Below are 19022 nucleotides of genomic sequence, written 5' to 3'. Positions count from 1 at the left end.
TTCATTTATTGATAATTTTTATATTTAAGACGAGCCACCACCTATGGACATCAAGCAGCTGTCTCATTTGATTGCCGTCTGCGACGCAGGCAGTTTCACCCGCGCAGCCAAACGGCTGGGGTTGGCGCAACCGGCACTCAGCCAAAGCATTAAAAAGCTGGAGCAGGAGCTGGAAGTCACCTTACTGAATCGTACTCAGGGCATGAGCGACCGGGGGATCAGGCTCACCGCCGAAGGCGAAGCACTGCTTGGGCACGCCCGCTTGATAGTCAATCAGCTGCATCAGGCCAAGGCGCAAATTCGCGCCATGGCAAGCCTCAGTGAGGGCGAAGTCAGGATAGCTGTGCCGGGCATGCTCGGCTCATTCTATTTGCCCTCCCGGTTGATGGCCTTTCGCCACCGCTATCCCGGCGTAAAGCTCAGTCTGTTTGAAGGTGGCACCCGTGATGCGCTCAGAATGCTTGAGCAGGAAGAGGTGGATATTGCCATCATCACCGCCGGTGATTTACGGCCCGAATTTGACTCCTGTCTGCTGCTTACCGAAGAAATGGTGGTGGCGCTTGGCAGCGACCATCCCCTCGCCCAGCACCCAAGCGTTACCCTGGAAGACTTTTTGGCTCATGAGCTGGTGATGTTCAAACCGGGCTATTTTCACCGCGAGTGGCTGTTGTCCCAGGCCAGAGCGCTGGCCATCAGTCCAAATATTGCTTTCGAAACCAACCTGATTAACCTGATTAAACAGCTTGTTTCTCAGGGGTTTGCCATTACCAGTGTGCTGGACATGGTGATTACCGACAAAGACGGCATCGAGAAGCGCTCATTCAATCCACGCATGTTCCTCGATTTGCATATCGCCTGGAAAAAGAAACGTCCGGTCGGAAAAGCAGACCGCAGTTTTGTAGAGTTTTTGCTGGAAAATCAGTAGCCCGCTGTCAATTGCACATAAAAAAAGCCCGGCTAATGCCGGGCTTTTTGCTATGGGTGTTGATTACTTCATCCGACGACGCAGGAAGGCTACCGGTGCCAGCAGCAATGCCAGCCAACCCAGAGAGCCACCCTTGTGTGGATTGTCAGTAATAGATACAGACACCAGAGTCGAATCGCTGTTGCCCTGAGTATCAGTCACAGTCAGGTTGAAGGAAATAACTTCACTGCCACCATTGGCTTCCGGTGCTTTAAACTTAAGCACCGCCTGATCTTTGGCGACAGACACTGACTTACCGCCGAGCTGAGTCCACTTGTAAGTGAGACCGTCGCCGTTGGCATCAGTAGACAGGCTACCATCCAGAGTCAGATTGCTTCCTTCCAGAATAGCCGCAGGAGCACCAACACGAGCTACCGGCTTCACTTCAGGTACATCGAAGCTATAGCTGTCGCTGATAAGCTTGGCCGTCGCGTTGTCGACCTTGTTGGTCAGCACCAGTTCGTTGGCTTTACTGGCCTTACGGGGGATCAGGTCGAAACTCACATCCTGTGCTTCCTGACCTGAAGCCATATCAACGCTCCAGTTTATGCTCTGGCCTTCCTGCTTACCATCGTGGCTGATGTTCGCCACTTCATGACCCGCAGGAATAGAGGCACTCAACAGGTAGGTACGGGTTTCCTGAGTCTTGTTGGCAGCAATGCTGTTGACTACCTTGATAGCTTCGCCGGGCTCCACCAGACCATTGACCTTGGTCTGCGCCGGTGGAGTCACGTCATCGGCTACCCGGGTAAAGATCACCGGCAGGTTGACGGTCGCAACTTTGGTATCAGAGGTTTGCAGCATTACCACTGCCAAGCCATCATCACCTGGCAATACATCAAGATCCCACGCCAGATTCAGGTCGAAATCCTTGTTATCACCACTCAGAGTCACATTGAAGTTATCGCTTGCTTCATTGCTCAGGGTCAGGTGCTTAAGACCATAAGTATCTTTTGCTCCGGCGACGGATGCCTCGTAGTTTTGCACCACGACGTAGTAATCACCGGCAGCGGGGTTACTCACGAGCACTGACTCTTCTGAACCCGCACGGGCCGAACTGGCCACAATGCTAAAGCCGCTGCCATCGTTGTAGAGTACGTAGACATCGAGATCTGGCGAAGTGGTGTAAGCAATGGAAGCCGTAAAATAGAGCGAACCTGCCGGAACCGGGAACTTAAACACGTCTACCTGATCGAAATCGTCGAATGGCTTGCCATTGGTGCTGTCTTCCGCCAGTTTGGACTCCAGCGTTTCGGCCAGTGCAATACCGGCAGAAGCCGATTTAACATCAGGCAAATCAAGCGCTTTCAGGCCAGAAATATTCATCTCATCGGCACTGCGGGTAGCGTTGACTGTGATAAGTGATGGCAAATTACGCTTAGCGGCCTTAACAACCACGGGCATGGCAGCCACTGGATGGGCTGATGAGCTCAGTTTCAGGTTGGCAAAGCCCCAGTCATCGCCGAGCTTGGTCACATCGGCAGTCACAGTAATAAGCTGACTTTCACCCTTTTTCAGAGTAAAGCTTGCCGGCTCAACAGTATAGGCGACATCACCAACCACTTTATCAACTGCTGCGCTCCATTCACCATCGGCTGTGGCGGTGACTTTACGACTCCAGCTGCAGCTGTTTACGCACTTGCTGTCCTGCATAGATGGCAGGTTGAGCTTGCGTGGATCGCCACCGGTATCCGGGTTGGCAATTTCATAGTTCAGCGCAGACTCATCCATGATAAGACCGGTTTTGGCGGCCAAATCCACCCGAATACGACCTGCCCCCACATCGAATGGGTCAGCCACAGTAGTGCCGTCGGCCTTCTTCATCGCCTGAGCGCCGGTGGCGGTCAGCATCAAGGCAGAACGGATATTGTCTGGGGTCCAATCTTTATGCAGAGATTTCAGCAAGGCGCCGGCGCCGGCAACGTGAGGACTTGCCATCGAAGTGCCTGACATCAAGGTGAAATCGGCAGGATCGGTACCGGTTTTATCATGGCCGTACTGCTCATCGGCGTAGGCGGCGTAGATGTCTGAACCTGGGGCTGCGACATAAGGCACCATCACATCAATAGAGCCATTGGGGCCGAGCAATGATGACGCGGATAAAATATCCGCCGGCTTTTCTTTGATAGCCAGCGCCGGGTCAATGGTTAACGTCAGTGCTGGGTTGGCGTCAAGCAGCTTTACAATTTCCAGGCCATCGGCATTACCAATACCGATTGCCGGAACCTTGATGTCTTCCACCCCGGCCATGCCAAAACGGGCATTGCCTGAGCCATCGCTGTTAAAGATAACCACGGCTTTGGCGCCGGCAGCTACCGCATGGCTAATCTTGTCTACGAAAGCACAGCTGCCACGCTTAATCAGAGCAATTTTGTCTTTGAATACATCGGCAGCAAAGGCATTACAGCCCTGGAAGTTGGCTGCATCAACGGCACCGGCATACACCAGATTGCCGCTCACTGTCTCGGTCAAACCTGGGCCGGATGGTGTAAAGTCGAACTTGGTGTCACCCAGCATCATTTGCTGAGCGATATCACGGCCATGGGTAGAGTTGGCCACTGAGGTATACCAAGGGGCATGCTTGGGCGTGGTGTACGGTACCTGCTTGATGTTGGAGCGGGTGTTACCGGCAGCGGCGGCCACAAAAATACCGGCATTGCGGGCAGCCAGGAAGCCAAGCTCAGCAGCGCTACGCCATGGATGACCACCACCGCTGATGGAATAGTTAAGTACATCCACCCCTTCTTTGATGGCATCATCAAGGGCCTTCAGCGTGGCAGAAGTGGGGCAGCCACTGTAGGTATCCCCGGTGTTACCGGGGTTACAGATCTGGTACGCCACAATGTTGGCGTGCGGTGCGACACCTGAAATCTGCTCAAATTTAAGACCAGTCTCAGTACCGTCACCGACGAGCTTATCCACTTCACCTTCAACGAAGGGTACATCTTTGAGGATGTTACCTGCAGCTGTGCTGGCAACGTGGGAGCCGTGACCACCATAGTCCTCGCCATTTTTAGCCGGCGGAGTTGGACCGAACACGTCCAAATCATCATAGTTTTTAGTGATTTCCGGATAGCTGTGAACACCAATCAGCTTGTCGTTACACATTCCGGCAAAATCGGCGGCGCAGTCACCCACGTATACCCCTTGTCCCCATGGGTTGGTGTGATCGTAACCGTCCCCCCCCACATCGGCAAAAGATGGATGATCTGTGTTAATACCTGAGTCGATAATCCCCACAATCACGCCTTCACCCATGGCTTTGGTACCGGTGGCACTGCCATCCCATACCTTGGGTGAACCAATCAGTGCCTGGCTGGCATCGGTTTCCATTTGCTCAAGCTTTTCACGCTCGATAAAGGCCACTTCCGGCAGCTGAGCCAACTTTTGCGCCTGTGCCTGGGTCATCCGCATCGACACACCGTTGAAGGCGTATTGGAAGCTGGTCACAAATTCGACGTCATCACCGGTTGATGCCTTGGCTTTTAAGACAAAGTTATCCTGTTTTGCTTTCAGGAAACTGGCATAGGCGCGTACTTCGGGCTTGCGCACATTCAGCTTGGTGTTATTGACGTCACCTTTGGCGCGGGAAAACTGTGGGCTGGTCGCTTTAAATCCCTGGATGTCACCGTTGTAATTGGCAACGGCTTTATCAGTAAGGCGCACTATGTAGGTATGAACTTCATTGCCAAGCCCTGCTTCAGGGATAAACTTGGGATGCGCCGAGTCGGCACTATGATTACGTCCGCTGAACTGTTTAAGCACATCGGACAGCGCCATTTCTCCCGATGCAGAAGAGACGGTCTGCGAAGAGGCAGCACCGCTGAGCAGAGCCATAGAAATGGCCAAGGCGATTTTGGTTTTCACTTTCTCGCTTCCTTGTAGTTGTTTGCATGTCAAACGCATTCAGGCGCATTTTTAGCCGAAGACGACCAAAAACCACTTAAATGCTATTCCGAGCACTGTTCTGATTACGTTTTTATCTCGGAGGCGTGACATGTATCACGCAATGAAACAAATGAAAACCAGGCGTTAACCACACATTTACCCGATATAGACAGATTTAACGCAATATCCGGCATTTAAAGCACAACATCCTGTAATAAGGATTCGAGAATCAATAAGTAACTTACTGTTTATATTGAATATTAACCACAAACCAACAATAGCAAACCATTAAAGTAAATCACATGCCAAGCTTGAAACAATTTTATTTCAACTTATTACCAAAACCACAAATAAAACACCTTAAAAACATTTTGATAACATTTAAAAAGAAATTATTTAACAAACAAAATTAATCCCACACATAGTTAAAGCTGATATATATGAAAAAGGCGGCTTAAGCCGCCTTTTTTCTAAACATATCACTGTGCGTCCGGTTGATTTTCCGGCAGTGCATCGATAAAAGCCTGGGTCGAATTACAGTGCTTATCTATGCGAACAATATTCGGATAATTATCCAAAGGCACATTAAATCGGCGTGCGTTATATACCTGTGGAATTAAGCAGGCATCTGCGAGAGTGGGAGAATCGCCAAAACAATACTTGCCACTGTGGCGGGCAAGCATTTTCTCAATTGCTGCAAATCCTTCGTGGATCCAGTGGTGATACCAGGCGTTTTTCACCTCATCGGACAAGGCCATATCGGTGCTTAAATACTGTAAGACCCTTAGGTTATTGAGTGGGTGTACCTCACAGGCAACTGCCAGGCACATGGCGCGCACCAGGGCCTTATCGATGGTGGACTCAGGCAGTAATGTCATCCCTTGGCCGCACTCTTCCAGATACTCCATAATGGCCAGTGATTGGGTCAGCACAGTGCCATCGTCCAGCTCCAGACTGGGTACCAGATGTTGCGGGTTCAGGGCAACATAATCTCGGGCGTGCTGCTCACCACCATTTTTCACCAGATGCACTGAGTGCTGCTCAACCTCAATGCCTTTGAGATTAAGCGCAATGCGCACCCGATAGGCGGCGCTGGAGCGCCAGTATCCGTATAATTTCATTGTTATTCTCCCTGGGCGGTCCATGACATAAAACGCCATAGTGCCAAGCCAATGTGTCAGCCATAAAAAACGGGGCCAATGCCCCGTTTCAACGCCATTAAGGGACTCAGCCCTTGTATTCTACTACCTGCTGATCGATTGCGCCGAAAATGCTGTCGCCTTTATCGTCGAGCATCTCGATACGCACGCGATCGCCAAAGCGCATAAATGGGGTGCTTGGCTTACCATCAGCAATCACTTCCAGCATGCGCTTTTCAGCCAGACAGCTGGAACCGGCACTGCGGTCATAGTTGGAGATGGTACCTGAGCCAATAATGGCACCGGCGCCAATGGGGCGGGTCTTGGCCACATGCGCCACCAGCTGGCTGAAGTTGAAGGTCATGTCCACGCCGGCATTGGGCTTACCAAAGAGTTCACCGTTCAGGTGAGTGATCAGTGGCAGGTGCACCTTGCTGTCCTGCCATCTGTCACCCAGCTCATCCGGGGTCACAGCCACTGGCGAGAAGCTGCTGGATGGCTTGGACTGAAAGAAACCAAAACCTTTGGCGAGTTCACCCGGGATCAGGTTACGCAGCGACACGTCGTTCACCAGCATCAGCAGTTTGATGTGCTTGGCGGCGTTATCGGTGCTCACGCCCATGGGCACATCGTCAGTGACGACGGCAATTTCAGATTCGAAGTCGATACCCCAGTCTTCGCTGCCAAGTTCAATGTTGCTGCGCGGTGGAATAAAGCTGTCGGAACCACCCTGATAAAACAGCGGATCGGTCCAGAAGGTTTCCGGCATATCGGCGCCACGGGCTTTGCGCACCAATTCAACGTGGTTCACATAAGCACTGCCATCGGCCCATTGAAAGGCACGGGGAAATGGCGACAAACACTTGGTTTCATCGAACTCAAGGGTGTTTTCCAGCTGACCATCGTTCAGGGCGTCGTACAGCTCTGTCAGTTGAGGGCTCAGCAGATCCCAGGCATCCAGCAGTTGCTGCATGGTGTGGGCAATGGCGGGTACTGCAACGGCCTTGGTCAGGCAGCGACTGACCAGCATCAGCTGACCATCACGGCGACCATTGTTATATGTGGCTAATTTCATTCTCTGCTCCTGTCCTCGAACGGCCGCCAACCCAACGGGGGCGGCCTTGCTTGGCGTAACAAATACCCCAAGGCGCGGCCATTTAAAATAGCGTGACCAAAATCACAGTTCGCGCGGGATCGTCGCCATTTGTAAACATATTAATACAGTTATCATCCCGCCCCCACGGGGCGGGTTTCGCCATTCATCGCTGCTGCAATTTTGCACCGCCGGCTGGCAAATTCCATTTACAGCCCTGGCTCAGCGCTTCTTGCTTATCTTGTACTCGCGAAGCTTGTTGGCAATGGCGGTGTGGCTGACCCCAAGCTTTTTCGCAAGCTGGCGGGTGCTGGGGTAGGCCGGATACAGACGTCGCAGCAAGCTGGATTCAAACTGGCGCATGGCCTCATCCAGAGTACCTTCGAATTGATTATCGAAATAACCAAAGCCTTCGGCGTAAGATGGCAGTTTAAGCTGCTCCACCGTAAGCTCCGCCGAACCATCCCACATGGATACGGCACGAAACACCGCATTTTTAAGCTGACGTACGTTGCCGGGCCAGGCATAGGTCAGCAGATGGTCACGACAGCTTGGGGATATTCTGCGCATTGGGCTGGAAAGCTGCTGGCTGTAGTGCTCAAGGAACATCTCGGTGAGCGGGATAATGTCTACTTTACGCTCACGCAGCGACGGCAGGTGGAACGACAGCACGTGGATGCGGTAGTACAGGTCCTCACGAAACTCGCCCAATTGGCAAAGTTCGGCCAGGTTCTTTTGGCTGGAGCAGATAATACGCACATCCGCCCTCACCTCTTCATCACCGCCGATACGCCTGAAGGAGCCTTCGGTAAGCAGACGCAACAGCTTGACCTGTGCCGCCTTGGACATCTCGGCAATTTCGTCCAAAAACACGGTGCCGCCCTTGGCTTCTTCAAACAGGCCACGCTTAATGATTTGACCATCGCGGACAAAGCCAAACAGCTCTTCTTCGGCGGCGCTGTCGGGCAAGGCGGCACAGTTAATGGCAATAAAGGGGTGTTCACGGCGCATGCTGGCATCGTGGCAGGCACGGGCCATCAGCTCTTTGCCGGTGCCGGTCTCGCCTGTGATAAGCAAAGGTGCATCCAGCTGGGCCATTCGTCTGGCCTGCTTGAGCACTTCTTTCATCTTGTCACTGACAGCCAGTACGTTCTCAAAACCGGCGGTCTGATTTTGCAGTGCATTGAACTGCTTACCCACCCGAGCCGGGGATTTTAGCGACACTACGGCGCCGGCCAGAATGCTTTTGTCATTCTCATCGGGCAGATAAATAGGCAGCATTTCGGCCAGGTATTCGTTCTGACCAATCTGTACCCGGGTCGCTTGGGCCAGCACCTGAGCTTCACTGAGCCAGCGGCCAAAGTTAAAGCCCTGCACCCAGTGATTGAGCGGCTCTTCCACCACTTCATGTTCCTGCATGCCCAAAGTCATCAGCGCCGATTCGTTCACAATACGAATGCGCCCCTTCACATCAAGGGAGAATACGGAGTCAGGCAGGGTTCGGAGCAGGGTTTTGAGCGCGTAATGCTCCTGCTCGGACGGCATAAAGGCCACGGTACGCACATCGTGCACACTCTCGACCTTACGAATTTGCGGCATCAGCGCGCTTAAGGTATCGAAACTCACCTCAGCGAACTGGAAATACAGAAAACCACGGTTACTGGCATCGATGGCAAGCAGGTTAATACCGTACTTTTCAAGTACGATAAGGATGTCCTTGGCAAGACCTACCCTGTCCTGACAGCTCACTTCCAAACGCATATCTGCATGTATCCCTTTGTTGTGTTGTTTTTGGGAGTAAAGGCCACATCACCCGATTGGCGTCCATGACCTTGCAAGAGTACCTGGCGCTATACGGTAGAAGGTATTGGTTAAAGTGGCAAGTCTTGTTTACAGAACAAAGATTCAGACATAAAAAAATCAGCACTCCACATTACGTAAAGTGCTGATTTATTTTAATTAAGACTTAGTCGAGTAACTGGTCTGTCTTGGCTGCCATGATAAAGTCGTTACGGTGCAGGCCTTTAATAGAATGAGACCACCAGGTCACAGTCACCTTGCCCCACTCGGTGAAAATACCTGGGTGGTGGAATTCTTCTTCGGCGAGATCGGCAAGCTTGTTGGAAAATGCCATCGCCAGCTTGAAGTTCTTGAATTTGTAGACCCGCTCCAGCTGCATCACGCCATCGCGCACCTGCACAGTCCAGTCGGGGATCATCCGGATAAGCTCAGCCAGCTCGGCATCGGTGACTTTGGGGGCATCAGCCTGACAGGCTTCGCACTTCATGGATGCTAATTCACTCATTACTGCTCCTTTATTCTTATCGTTCAAACGGCTTTGGCTTTGGGCTCATACAGCGGGGCATGCAGCCCCAAAGCACGGGCCTTGGTGATGGATTGCATAATGTCCATACGGGCAATCTCATCAAGAAAATCAATGTTTTCAATTTCAAAATACACAGGCTGCATAATATCAATTCGGTAAGGCGTGCGCAGCACATCCACCAAATCGAAGGGTTTACGCAGCGGCGTATCGCTGAAGGCATAGAGGGTCTCACCGGGGGAGCTCAAAATGCCGCCACCATAAATGCGCCGCTCACCCTCTTTGCTCTTGAGCAAGCCAAATTCCACGGTAAACCAGTAGAGCCTGGCGAGAAACACCCGCTCTTCCTTGGTGGCAGCCAGACCTAGCTTGCCATAAGCGTGGGAGAAGTTGGCAAACGCTTGGTTGGTCAGCAAGGGACAGTGACCAAAAATCTCGTGGAAAATATCCGGCTCTTGCAGATAATCGAACTCTTCGCGGCTGCGGATAAAGGTAGCCACGGGAAACTGGCGATTGGCCAGCAGCTCAAAAAAGCGCTCAAAGGAAATCAGTGCCGGCACGGCGGCGGTTTTCCAGCCGGTGGCATCCAGCAGGATGTTGTCTACTTCAGCAAGCTGCGGGATCCGGTCGGTAGGCAGACCAAGCTTCTCCAGTCCATCCAGATATTCCTGGCAGGCACGCCCTGGCAGATTCACCGCTTGGCGCGCATAAAGCTCTGCCCAAATCTCATTTTCCTGTTCCGGATAGGCGATAAAACCATTCGCATCCGGCTTTCGGGCAACATACTCTGTACTCATCTCGTGTTTCACTTCACGTTAACTGCGACCCCCCAATAGTGTTCCAAGGGCCAATTTTTGTTAACTGCCTCACGTTTTATTCCGCTGCGCTGTGGCAGGTATTTTTGTAAAGCTTTTATTACAAGCAAGAAACAGAGCAATAACTCAAATCGCCGGTTCGGCACATCCAAAATCCCGAACCCAGACGATAGATTCCCGATTAAGCAAACAGATGAAAAATTTCGTTAAACAGCCAGGAAGTCAATGGTTTTTCACAAAGGCTCCATTACAATAAGTGGATATTCAGCGTGCCGGGGCCGAGGAAGGCCAGGGCAAAAATCGCCTATGAAACCCATTAAGGATGACCATGAAAGAGTCCAAAATCCGCAAGGCCGTGATCCCGGTTGCCGGTCTCGGCACCCGTATGCTCCCCGCCACCAAGGCTATTCCCAAAGAAATGCTGCCTGTGGTAGATAAGCCACTGATCCAATACGTGGTCAGCGAAGCCATTGCCGCCGGCATCAAGGAAATCGTGCTGGTAACCCATGCCAGTAAAAACTCCATCGAAAACCATTTCGATACCAGTTTTGAGCTCGAAGCCCAGCTTGAGCGCCGGGTAAAGCGTCAGCTCCTAGACGAAGTTCAGGCCATCTGCCCGAAAGATGTGACTGTTATCAGCGTTCGTCAGGCCCAGGCTAAGGGCCTTGGACACGCCATCCTGTGTGCCCGCCCTGTGGTAGGCGATGAGCCCTTTGCGGTGCTGCTGCCTGATGTCATTATCGATGACGCCAAAAGTAACCTCGCCACCGATAACCTTGCGGCCATGGTGAAGTATTTCGATGAAACCGATACCGGCCAAATCATGGTGGAAGAAGTGCCCCATGAGATGGTAAATCAATACGGCATCGCCGATATCAATGGCGTCAGCCTCAAGGGCGGCGACAGTGCTCCACTGTCGGCGTTGGTGGAAAAACCCGCCGTCGACCAGGCACCTTCAAACCTCGCCGTTGTGGGCCGCTATGTGCTGCCAAAGGAAATCTGGCCTCTGCTTGGCCGCACCCCCGCCGGTGCCGGTGATGAAATCCAGCTTACCGATGCCATTGCGATGCTGATGGAGTCGGTGACGGTGAACGCCTATGGTATGGTGGGCAAGAGCCACGACTGTGGCAACAAGCACGGCTATATGCAGGCCAACGTCGAATATGCCCTGCGTCATCCCGAGCTTGGGAAAGAATTTGCCAAGTACTTAAAGCAATTAGCGAAAGGACTTAACTAACATGACCATTCTTGTGACCGGCGGTGCTGGCTATATCGGCAGCCACACAGTGGTGGAATTGCAAAAAATCGGCGCCGATGTGCTGGTGCTGGATAACCTGTCCAACTCCTGCGTGGAAGCACTCACCAGGGTTGAGCAGATCACCGGCATCGAAGTGCCCTTCGTTCAGGGCGACATTCTCGATAAAGCGCTGCTGAAAAAAATCTTTATGGACAACGACATCGAAGCCGTTATCCACTTTGCCGGCTTCAAGGCGGTGGGAGAATCTGTCGCCCAGCCGCTGCGCTACTATGAAAACAATGTCACCGGCACTCTAGTGCTATGTCAGGTCATGGCTGAGTTTGGGGTAAAGCACCTGGTGTTTTCATCCTCTGCCACCGTATATGGCGACCCTGCCAGCCTGCCGATTACCGAAGATTTCCCCACCGGGGCCACCAATCCCTACGGCCAGTCCAAGTTGATGGTGGAGCATATCCTTGCGGATCTGCATCATTCTGACCCAAGCTGGAATATCGCCCGCCTGCGCTACTTTAATCCGGTGGGCGCCCACGAAAGTGGTCTCATCGGCGAAGATCCCAACGACATTCCCAACAACCTGATGCCCTTTATCAGCCAGGTGGCCGTGGGGAAACGGGAAAAGCTGGCGGTATTCGGCGATGACTATCCCACCCACGACGGCACAGGTGTGCGCGACTACATCCACGTGGTTGACCTTGCCATCGGGCATTTAAAGGCGCTGGATAAACTAAAAACGTCGCCAGGGCTTGTCACCTACAACCTGGGCACAGGCCAGGGTTACAGCGTGCTCGACATGGTCAAAGCATTTGAGAAAGCCTCCGGTAAGCCGGTGCCCTACCAAATTGCGCCGCGCCGCCCCGGTGATATCGCCGCCTGTTACGCCAATCCGGACAAAGCCCGCGACGAGCTTGGCTGGCAGGCGAACCTCAATGTAGACGATATGGCCCAAAGCAGTTGGCGCTGGCAGTCTGCCAATCCCAACGGCTACAAGTAACCGGCACCAATCCGGGCTCCTGGCACTTGTCAGGGGTCCCAGACTATCAGCGGGGCCAGCATTCTGGATGGGCTTAAAACTAAAAATATGAGCGAAAACATCAACCTGAGTAGAAGACGGCTTTTTAGCCGCCGAAAAGATACCGCACTGCGCCCCCCATTTTTGCGAGAAGGCGTCGACTTTACCGATGTGTGTACCCGCTGCGGTGACTGCCTGGCAGCCTGCGAAACCCATATTTTAATCAAAGGCGAAGGCGGCTTTCCCGAGGTGAGTTTCAAAGATGCCGAGTGCACCTTTTGCGGCCGCTGCCATGAAGTCTGCAAAGAGCCGCTGTTTGATGCCGAAAAGTCACCCGCATGGGATTTAAAAGCAGAGATATCCAACGCTTGCCTCGCTGAGCGTGGGATTTGGTGCCAGAGCTGCAAAGATGCCTGCGACGAGCGCGCTATCAATTTCACCCCAGCAGTAGGTAAAGCTCCGGCACCACAGCTTAGCCTGGATGCCTGTACCGGCTGCGGCGCCTGTGTCGCCCCCTGCCCGGCCGATGCCATCAGTATCAAACGCGGTGGCGAATAACCGCAGCAAGCACAAAGGTGCACTCCTCCATGTGTTCCCAACGCGGCGAAAAACACCGGTGGCGATGCGATAAAGCCGCGACCCAGCAGACGCAATGGCACAGCAAGCCAAATTTCTGACGCCAGTGCCAAAACTTAGTGGTTTGCAGGGCCGCAAAACAAGGTTAACATCAGTCAAACAGACTACTCATATCCCTGAACTATGTTTGGAAAAAATAATAAATCCCAGGCTGGCCTGACTTTTATTTCCCCCGGTACCCGCTTAAGTGGCGAGACCCGTTTTGAGGGGGATGCACTCATCGGCGGCGAGCTGCTCGGTACCATTCATGCGCTGGCCAAAGTCACCATTGAACCCGATGGCGTGGTCGACGGCGTTCTCCACTGTAACGAGCTGAAGGTTTCTGGCCTGTTCAAAGGCAAGCTGCAATGCACCAAACTCACCATTGCCAACGGCGGCACTGTGGAAGGTGAAGTAAAGTGCGATAGCATGGAAATCTTTGAAGGTGGACAGTTTATCGGGATCCGTACCCGCGACAGCCTCTCAGGCGAGTTGCTGGAAGCAAATGATGAAGAGCCTGTGCTGTTGAAGCAGGGCTAAACCGGGCGAGAACCCGGCAAACACACCAGTAAAACGCGGCACGGGCCGCGTTTTTTGTTTTCTAATCTCGGTCAGGCCAGTTTCAGGTCTGCCAGTTCGGCGTTGCGATTTGATCACTGCAGCTTTGGCGCTGCAACTTTGGAGATGGTGGTTATCATTTTGTTAAAAATATGATATCCATCAAGGCACACATCAGATTATTTGTTAGGCTCAATAGCATCACTTTGCGATAGCCTGAGCCATGAATAAGCCACTGGATAAACAACTCGCCGAGCTGGACATTTTTTCACTGCTGCTGTTTCGCGCCATTTTTGAAACCGGCCACGCCAACAGCGCAGCCCGTCAGTTGGATGTCTCCGCCCCCAAAGTCAGCCGGGCACTGGCGAGCCTGAGGCTAATATTTGCCGATGAGCTGTTTTATCGTCGCCAGCAAGGATTGAAACCCACGCCTCTGGCAGAGCAGCTCTACCCCGCTATCCGCGAACTGACCGATAGCATCACCTCGCTGTCGCTGCGCTTAAAAGACCATCAGGCATTTCATCGCCAAAGTAACCCTGTGTATAACCTTGCGGTCAGCTCGGGACTGATGACAACCCTGGCGCTGGAATTTAACCGTCAGCGCAGTCTGGCGCCCGATGTCACCCTGCACCTGTGGCAAAATGACACCGCCGATCGCATCCACGCCGGGGATCTGGATTTGGGGCTGGCGCTGGCACCTGAGCCCCATAACGACCTCAGTTTCGAGCGTCTGTGCGACACCCCAGGTCTGTGCCTCGTCGGCGCCTCAAACCATCCGGTGTGGCAGCTCGATGACATTCATCTTGAACAGATCTGCGAGTACCCGTTTTTGTGCATGAATCATCCAGGCTTCAATGACAGGGTAGATCCGCTGGAACTCTTCTGCCACCGGGAAGGACTCACCCCACCCCGGGTGGTGCGGGTATCCGACAAAGAAGAATGGTACGCCCACCTGCTAACCCAGGGCAGTCTGTCATTTGCGTCACCGCTGGAAACCCGCCTGGTGGAAGCCCTCCCGGAAGTGAAGCTTCGCCGTCTCGGTGCCCGTGAGCTGGACAGACTCCACACCGGCATAGCCATTCCTGGGCTGTATCTCGTTGAAAAGCCTGCGCATCACCGCCGCTATGGCCCGGAAGTTCGCCAAAAAATGCTGCGGATTATCGGCCTGACACTGGGATTGGAAACGGAGATCGCCGAGGTAAATTTCAGTATTTGAAATTGCCAATTCCCAAACTCGAAATTCGCAATTCAGAGATTAAATACCTGTTTCACACATTTGAAACAAGCTCGCAACTACCACTTTATATATACATCGAACGTCCTATAGTGGAAGTACTGCAACAGCAGTCTTAGGGCTATAAAGGGACGCGATGATGAAAAACTACAATAGATCTCTGCTGACGATAGCACTCCTCAGTGCCCTGACCATTACCGCCTGCGGCGACGGTAGTGATGGTCAGGACGGCGCACCCGGTACCCCAGGCGCCCCCGGAATTCCCGGAACCCCTGGCACACCCGGCGCTCCTGCCGGTTCAGTCGTCAACACCGCTGAAACCGCCGCAGATGTCACTTTCGAAATCCTGCCTGCCGAAATCAACGTGGCGGGCTCTGGCGAATTTGCCATCAAGTTCAAAGCCATGGGTAAAACCGCCCAGGGCAAAACCGTACCATTCTCCGGGCTGGACATGGTCTCGCTGTATTCACTGACTCTGAACGCAAACAGCAGTGGCAGCGGCGCACCGCTGGAGTGGGTGAATAACGCCATGGTGCAGGATCTGGGCTCCTCCATGTACTGTACCCTGACCGGCACTTACACATCCCGTGGACGCACCGGTAACGCCTGTTTGATGGTAGAAGATGCCAATGAACCCGGCACCTACACAGGCACCTGGACCCACGACGGGGCAGCCCCCATCATGAATGCCAGCGATGATTTGAATGCCACTCACCGTTTGTTCCTGAGGGCGTACAACATCAAAGACAGTGCCGGTGTTTCGGTACCAGATAAAGTCCTGTCAGACAGGCTCGACTATGTGCCTGCCACAGGTGCCATCGTCGAAGCGACCGGAAAAGACACAGTCTCAGATGCCGCTTGTATCAGCTGTCACGGTAATGTGGATGGCCGTATCGCCAAGATTGAAGCACACCACAACTACCAAAGCGTTGAAAACTGCGTGGCCTGCCACAACCCAGATAATCAACCCGATGAAGCGCAACTGGCCGAGGGTTGGCTGTTTGACTTTGGCCCCATGGTGCACCGCATCCACGCAGGGCATCACATCAGCGACTTCCTCTCTGGTGAAGCCAAAGAATACTTCGGTGAACTGGGCTTCCCTGGTGAGCTGAGCGAATGTACCAGCTGTCACAACAATGGCCCTTCCTGGACTGACAATATCTACCGTCAGGCCTGCGTGGGCTGTCACATCAACGTGAACTTTGAAACCGGTGACGGTCACTCCGACTTCGACCTAGCCCAGGCCGACGATACCCAGTGTAAATCCTGTCACGGCAGTGGCAGTTTAAGCCCCGCCATGGCACACAATGTGGGTAAACGCGCTGAATACGCCGAGCTGTTTAAAGTGGAACCTCAAAGCGCCACCGTCACCGACCCTACCCCCGGTGATGGTATGAAGACTCTGACCGTCAGCGCCAAGATCACCATGAATGGGGCGCCTGTCGCCGATGGCACAGTACTTACCGACTACATGACCAGCACCTCACGTCCGCTGCTGATTGGTAATGTGAATGCCGGTGGATTTGTAAACGGCGATTTGAACCTGAAAGTCACCGACAGCCCTGTGTTGTCCGGTGGTGTACTGACAGTGAGCAAGGCCTTTGATGAAACCAAACTCACCGGCACCATCTATGTCACAGGTGAAATTCAGCTTTGTGCCAACGATGGCGCCATCGTGAAATGTCGCGATGCACTCGGCGAAGCCATCGAAGGTCTGGACTTTGGCGCAGACCATGGTTTGGCCAACGCAGCCCCTATCACTTACTTCAACCTGGACGACCCAGCCGGTGCCACAGTGCTGGCACGTATGGACGACCCTGCCCGGATCACCATAGATGAAGCCAAGTGTAATAGCTGTCACCAAAACCTGACCCACGTGAAAGGCACCCACGGTGTGACCGAATTTACCCAGTGTATGAACTGTCACAACACCCTGGCAGGCCGTTCAGGTCACCCTGTTGAGTACGATACCGGCGAAGTGGATGCCGATGGCAACCGTATCTTCGAAACCATTACCGATATCACCTTCAGCCAGCGCGATCTGTTCACTGTGGCACACCGCTTCCACAGCGGTAACTGGGATGCACGCCGCGGCGTACCGGCCATCTATCTTGACAAGAACATGGAACTGCAAGGTTATCCAGGTGTGGCCACCGACTGCTTTGCCTGTCACCAGGACAACGCCAAGTTCTTCGCCAACGATGGAGGCCTGACCTCCGGCAAGCGTGCCATCAAGGTCAGCACCACTGCTGAAGAGTATATCACTCCAGTGGCTGAAGCATGCCGTACCTGCCACGAGCACTCAGACGGTGCCGCCATGGCCCACTTCAAGAGCAACGGAGCCTACGTTCAGGGCGAGCCTGCAACCACCGCCAATCTGCCGGTAGAAAGCTGTGCTACCTGTCACGCAGAAGGCAAAGCCTATGGTATCGACAAGGTGCACGCGGAGGCCTCTCACTAAGAGGGCACCTTCAGGGCTACCCTGCAAAGCCCAACTTATCTCTGCAATTAATTGGGGGCCGTAAGGCCCCCTTTTTTTAGCTTTCCAGCCTCTGCAGCCATGCTGATTTATAGGCCCTGAGTCTTCTTGCAACCACCATGGGTTCATCATCCAGGGCATCAGCAGGAATAAACAGATGATACCCAAGGTGCTTATCCAGAATAAGGGTCCTGTGACCGAACATGGCCAGCACGCCGCGGTAGCGCTCGCCATCGGTGATTAGGGGCGTAAACTCGGCGCCGAGCTGAGTCTCCAGGGTCTCCAGCGCCTCGTCCTGGGCCGCCGCTGTCATCAGCAGCGGCCGCTGTTCAGACAAAAGCCCTGTGGCAAGCCTTGGGGAGATCACATCCAACAGTGGATTAATGCGCTTAAGCTTGACACCGATAAAGGGCAAGTCCAGACTGTCGAGACCCTGACTTACTCTGGGTACATCGATACGGGCAATATTGTCCCAAGCCAGCGCATAGCGGCCACGGCGATGAAAATAGTAAAAGCCGCTGCTATCGCACCGCACCGACTCCGGCGGCTGAGACACCTTGGCGTAGCCGAGGATAAGCCCCACTGAGCCCAGCGCAAACAGCACTATCCCCAAACCAAACAAGGTTTTGGCAAACAGGAACACACACAGGGCCGCACAAAACAGCAGGGCGCTGATAAGTGTCAGCGTGATGCCGTTGCGCTTACTGGCGGGCACTATTATCAGGGGTTCAAGAGACACCTGGGGCTCGGTGGATGCCACTGCGGCATCCTTGGATTGCGGGTCAGTCATCATAGATCCGGTAGTGTTACCTTTAATACCTTAGGGAAAACCACAACATACCTACGTATTCGTGGATGGCCATTTGCGAGTTATACAGTTCGCGGGCACTTAAGCGCCACCAATATGAACGCCTGGCAGTAAAGTCGGTGGGCGCCGCTTCCGCGATAACACCTTCATGGGCAAACATAGCCATGGCGCGCGCCATATGGGCGGCCGACGTCACCAGCCTCAACTTGTCAATCCCCAGCGCCTTGATTTGACGGGCTTCTTCCAGGGTGTCCCGTGGCTGCGGCAAAGCAATTATTCGGCTCTCATCGACACCAAGCTCGATGGCCGCCGCCCGCATCACCTCGGCATGGAGACGGGTATTCAGGCCGCCGCTGAAGCCACTGACCACCAAAGTACACTCCTGCCCCAAAGACAGCTGCCGCACGCCTTCGCTGAGCCTTGCCAGCGCTATGGTCGACAACTGCTGCACCGCGCTGCCGTGGATGTCGTCTTCATGACCCGAGCCCAGCACAGCCACCACACAGGGCCCTGATATGGGCTGTGATGTGGCCGAAAAACGACTCTCGAGCGGCGAAACCAGCAGGCGACTGCCAAAGGATGAAGATAGAAACACCAACGTAATCAACGCGCTGGTGACCAGAGATTTTGCCAGCACACGTCTTCGCCACAGACACAGGGCCAGCAGCAACAGCAGCACCAAGGCCGGAATGGGCATGATCAGCAATGAGAGGATTTTTTTAAGCCAGAACATGGGTAAGCGCTTGCTAAAAATGATGAAACAAGAGCTTACCCAAGGGATGAGATGAAGGCTATTAAAAACGTAACGCCGCATCAGTCCGATGCGGCTACAGGCATTG

15 protein-coding genes are annotated in these 19022 nt (G+C 53.5%); 7 read left to right on the top strand and 8 right to left on the bottom strand.

Going from position 1 to position 19022, the window contains the following annotated elements; genetic code table 11:
- Positions 1-43: 43 nt before the first annotated feature.
- On the top strand, positions 44-925 hold the full coding sequence (locus tag MJ923_RS06420) for a LysR family transcriptional regulator (protein ID WP_240590399.1): 882 nt from the start codon (positions 44-46) through the stop codon (positions 923-925).
- Positions 926-988: 63 nt separating this feature from the next.
- On the opposite strand, the gene MJ923_RS06415 is transcribed toward MJ923_RS06420, so the two are convergent.
- From MJ923_RS06415 to phhA, 6 genes are all read right to left on the bottom strand, one after another.
- Positions 989-4831, bottom strand: coding sequence for a S8 family serine peptidase (locus MJ923_RS06415; protein ID WP_240590398.1), 3843 nt, complete (start codon positions 4829-4831; stop codon positions 989-991).
- A 500-nt stretch (positions 4832-5331) separates the two neighbouring features.
- On the bottom strand, positions 5332-5973 hold the full coding sequence (gene maiA / locus MJ923_RS06410; RefSeq protein WP_240590397.1) for a maleylacetoacetate isomerase: 642 nt from the start codon (positions 5971-5973) through the stop codon (positions 5332-5334).
- A 106-nt stretch (positions 5974-6079) separates the two neighbouring features.
- Positions 6080-7066 (bottom strand): fumarylacetoacetate hydrolase family protein, encoded by a 987-nt coding sequence (locus MJ923_RS06405; RefSeq protein ID WP_240590396.1) that lies wholly within the window; start codon positions 7064-7066, stop codon positions 6080-6082.
- A gap of 240 nt (positions 7067-7306) precedes the next feature.
- Positions 7307-8845, bottom strand: coding sequence for a transcriptional regulator TyrR (gene tyrR, locus MJ923_RS06400; protein WP_126167367.1), 1539 nt, complete (start codon positions 8843-8845; stop codon positions 7307-7309).
- Positions 8846-9050: 205 nt separating this feature from the next.
- The gene (locus MJ923_RS06395) at positions 9051-9389 is read right to left on the bottom strand and encodes a 4a-hydroxytetrahydrobiopterin dehydratase (RefSeq protein ID WP_240590395.1); all 339 of its coding nucleotides are present in this window, start codon (positions 9387-9389) and stop codon (positions 9051-9053) included.
- 23 nt (positions 9390-9412) lie between these two features.
- Positions 9413-10204, bottom strand: coding sequence for a phenylalanine 4-monooxygenase (gene phhA / locus MJ923_RS06390; protein WP_240590394.1), 792 nt, complete (start codon positions 10202-10204; stop codon positions 9413-9415).
- Between the two features lie 346 nt (positions 10205-10550).
- On the opposite strand from phhA, the gene galU reads away from it, so the two are divergent.
- The 6 genes from galU (at position 10551) to MJ923_RS06360 (ending at position 17357) form a co-directional block, all read left to right on the top strand.
- Positions 10551-11459 carry a UTP--glucose-1-phosphate uridylyltransferase GalU gene (gene galU, locus MJ923_RS06385; RefSeq protein WP_240590393.1) on the top strand — a complete coding sequence of 303 codons (909 nt, stop codon included), beginning with the start codon at positions 10551-10553 and terminating at the stop codon, positions 11457-11459.
- A 1-nt stretch (position 11460) separates the two neighbouring features.
- Positions 11461-12471, top strand: a complete 1011-nt coding sequence (galE, locus tag MJ923_RS06380; protein WP_240590392.1) for a UDP-glucose 4-epimerase GalE — start codon at positions 11461-11463, stop codon at positions 12469-12471.
- A gap of 87 nt (positions 12472-12558) precedes the next feature.
- A complete protein-coding gene (gene napF, locus MJ923_RS06375; RefSeq protein ID WP_126167372.1) occupies positions 12559-13047 on the top strand; it encodes a ferredoxin-type protein NapF in 489 nt (162 codons plus the stop codon).
- Between the two features lie 201 nt (positions 13048-13248).
- The gene (locus tag MJ923_RS06370) at positions 13249-13644 is read left to right on the top strand and encodes a bactofilin family protein (RefSeq protein ID WP_126167373.1); all 396 of its coding nucleotides are present in this window, start codon (positions 13249-13251) and stop codon (positions 13642-13644) included.
- Positions 13645-13885: 241 nt separating this feature from the next.
- The gene (locus MJ923_RS06365; protein ID WP_240590391.1) at positions 13886-14878 is read left to right on the top strand and encodes a LysR family transcriptional regulator; all 993 of its coding nucleotides are present in this window, start codon (positions 13886-13888) and stop codon (positions 14876-14878) included.
- 154 nt (positions 14879-15032) lie between these two features.
- The gene (locus MJ923_RS06360; RefSeq protein WP_240590390.1) at positions 15033-17357 is read left to right on the top strand and encodes an OmcA/MtrC family decaheme c-type cytochrome; all 2325 of its coding nucleotides are present in this window, start codon (positions 15033-15035) and stop codon (positions 17355-17357) included.
- 76 nt (positions 17358-17433) lie between these two features.
- Here the strand turns inward: MJ923_RS06360 and MJ923_RS06355 are convergent, their stop codons facing one another.
- Together MJ923_RS06355 and MJ923_RS06350 are read right to left on the bottom strand one after the other, a co-directional pair.
- Complete coding sequence (locus tag MJ923_RS06355; protein ID WP_240590389.1) at positions 17434-18165, bottom strand: DUF2982 domain-containing protein; 732 nt, start codon at positions 18163-18165, stop codon at positions 17434-17436.
- A 22-nt stretch (positions 18166-18187) separates the two neighbouring features.
- A complete protein-coding gene (locus MJ923_RS06350) occupies positions 18188-18916 on the bottom strand; it encodes a YdcF family protein (RefSeq protein WP_240590388.1) in 729 nt (242 codons plus the stop codon).
- Positions 18917-19022: the final 106 nt, after the last annotated feature.

Source organism: Shewanella zhuhaiensis (assembly GCF_022484835.1).
GTDB lineage: Bacteria > Pseudomonadota > Gammaproteobacteria > Enterobacterales > Shewanellaceae > Shewanella > Shewanella khirikhana.
This window is presented reverse-complemented; position numbering and strand designations above follow the sequence as displayed.

Bases quoted from the DNA above. Each gene is read 5' to 3' on its own strand.
- MJ923_RS06420 (WP_240590399.1), top strand. From the start codon at position 44: ATGGACATCAAGCAGCTGTCTCATTTGATTGCCGTCTGCGACGCAGGC.
- maiA (WP_240590397.1), bottom strand. From the start codon at position 5,973: ATGAAATTATACGGATACTGGCGCTCCAGCGCCGCCTATCGGGTGCGC.
- MJ923_RS06405 (WP_240590396.1), bottom strand. From the start codon at position 7,066: ATGAAATTAGCCACATATAACAATGGTCGCCGTGATGGTCAGCTGATG.
- tyrR (WP_126167367.1), bottom strand. From the start codon at position 8,845: ATGCGTTTGGAAGTGAGCTGTCAGGACAGGGTAGGTCTTGCCAAGGAC.
- MJ923_RS06395 (WP_240590395.1), bottom strand. From the start codon at position 9,389: ATGAGTGAATTAGCATCCATGAAGTGCGAAGCCTGTCAGGCTGATGCC.
- phhA (WP_240590394.1), bottom strand. From the start codon at position 10,204: ATGAGTACAGAGTATGTTGCCCGAAAGCCGGATGCGAATGGTTTTATC.
- galU (WP_240590393.1), top strand. From the start codon at position 10,551: ATGAAAGAGTCCAAAATCCGCAAGGCCGTGATCCCGGTTGCCGGTCTC.
- galE (WP_240590392.1), top strand. From the start codon at position 11,461: ATGACCATTCTTGTGACCGGCGGTGCTGGCTATATCGGCAGCCACACA.
- napF (WP_126167372.1), top strand. From the start codon at position 12,559: ATGAGCGAAAACATCAACCTGAGTAGAAGACGGCTTTTTAGCCGCCGA.
- MJ923_RS06370 (WP_126167373.1), top strand. From the start codon at position 13,249: ATGTTTGGAAAAAATAATAAATCCCAGGCTGGCCTGACTTTTATTTCC.
- MJ923_RS06365 (WP_240590391.1), top strand. From the start codon at position 13,886: ATGAATAAGCCACTGGATAAACAACTCGCCGAGCTGGACATTTTTTCA.
- MJ923_RS06360 (WP_240590390.1), top strand. From the start codon at position 15,033: ATGATGAAAAACTACAATAGATCTCTGCTGACGATAGCACTCCTCAGT.
- MJ923_RS06355 (WP_240590389.1), bottom strand. From the start codon at position 18,165: ATGACTGACCCGCAATCCAAGGATGCCGCAGTGGCATCCACCGAGCCC.
- MJ923_RS06350 (WP_240590388.1), bottom strand. From the start codon at position 18,916: ATGTTCTGGCTTAAAAAAATCCTCTCATTGCTGATCATGCCCATTCCG.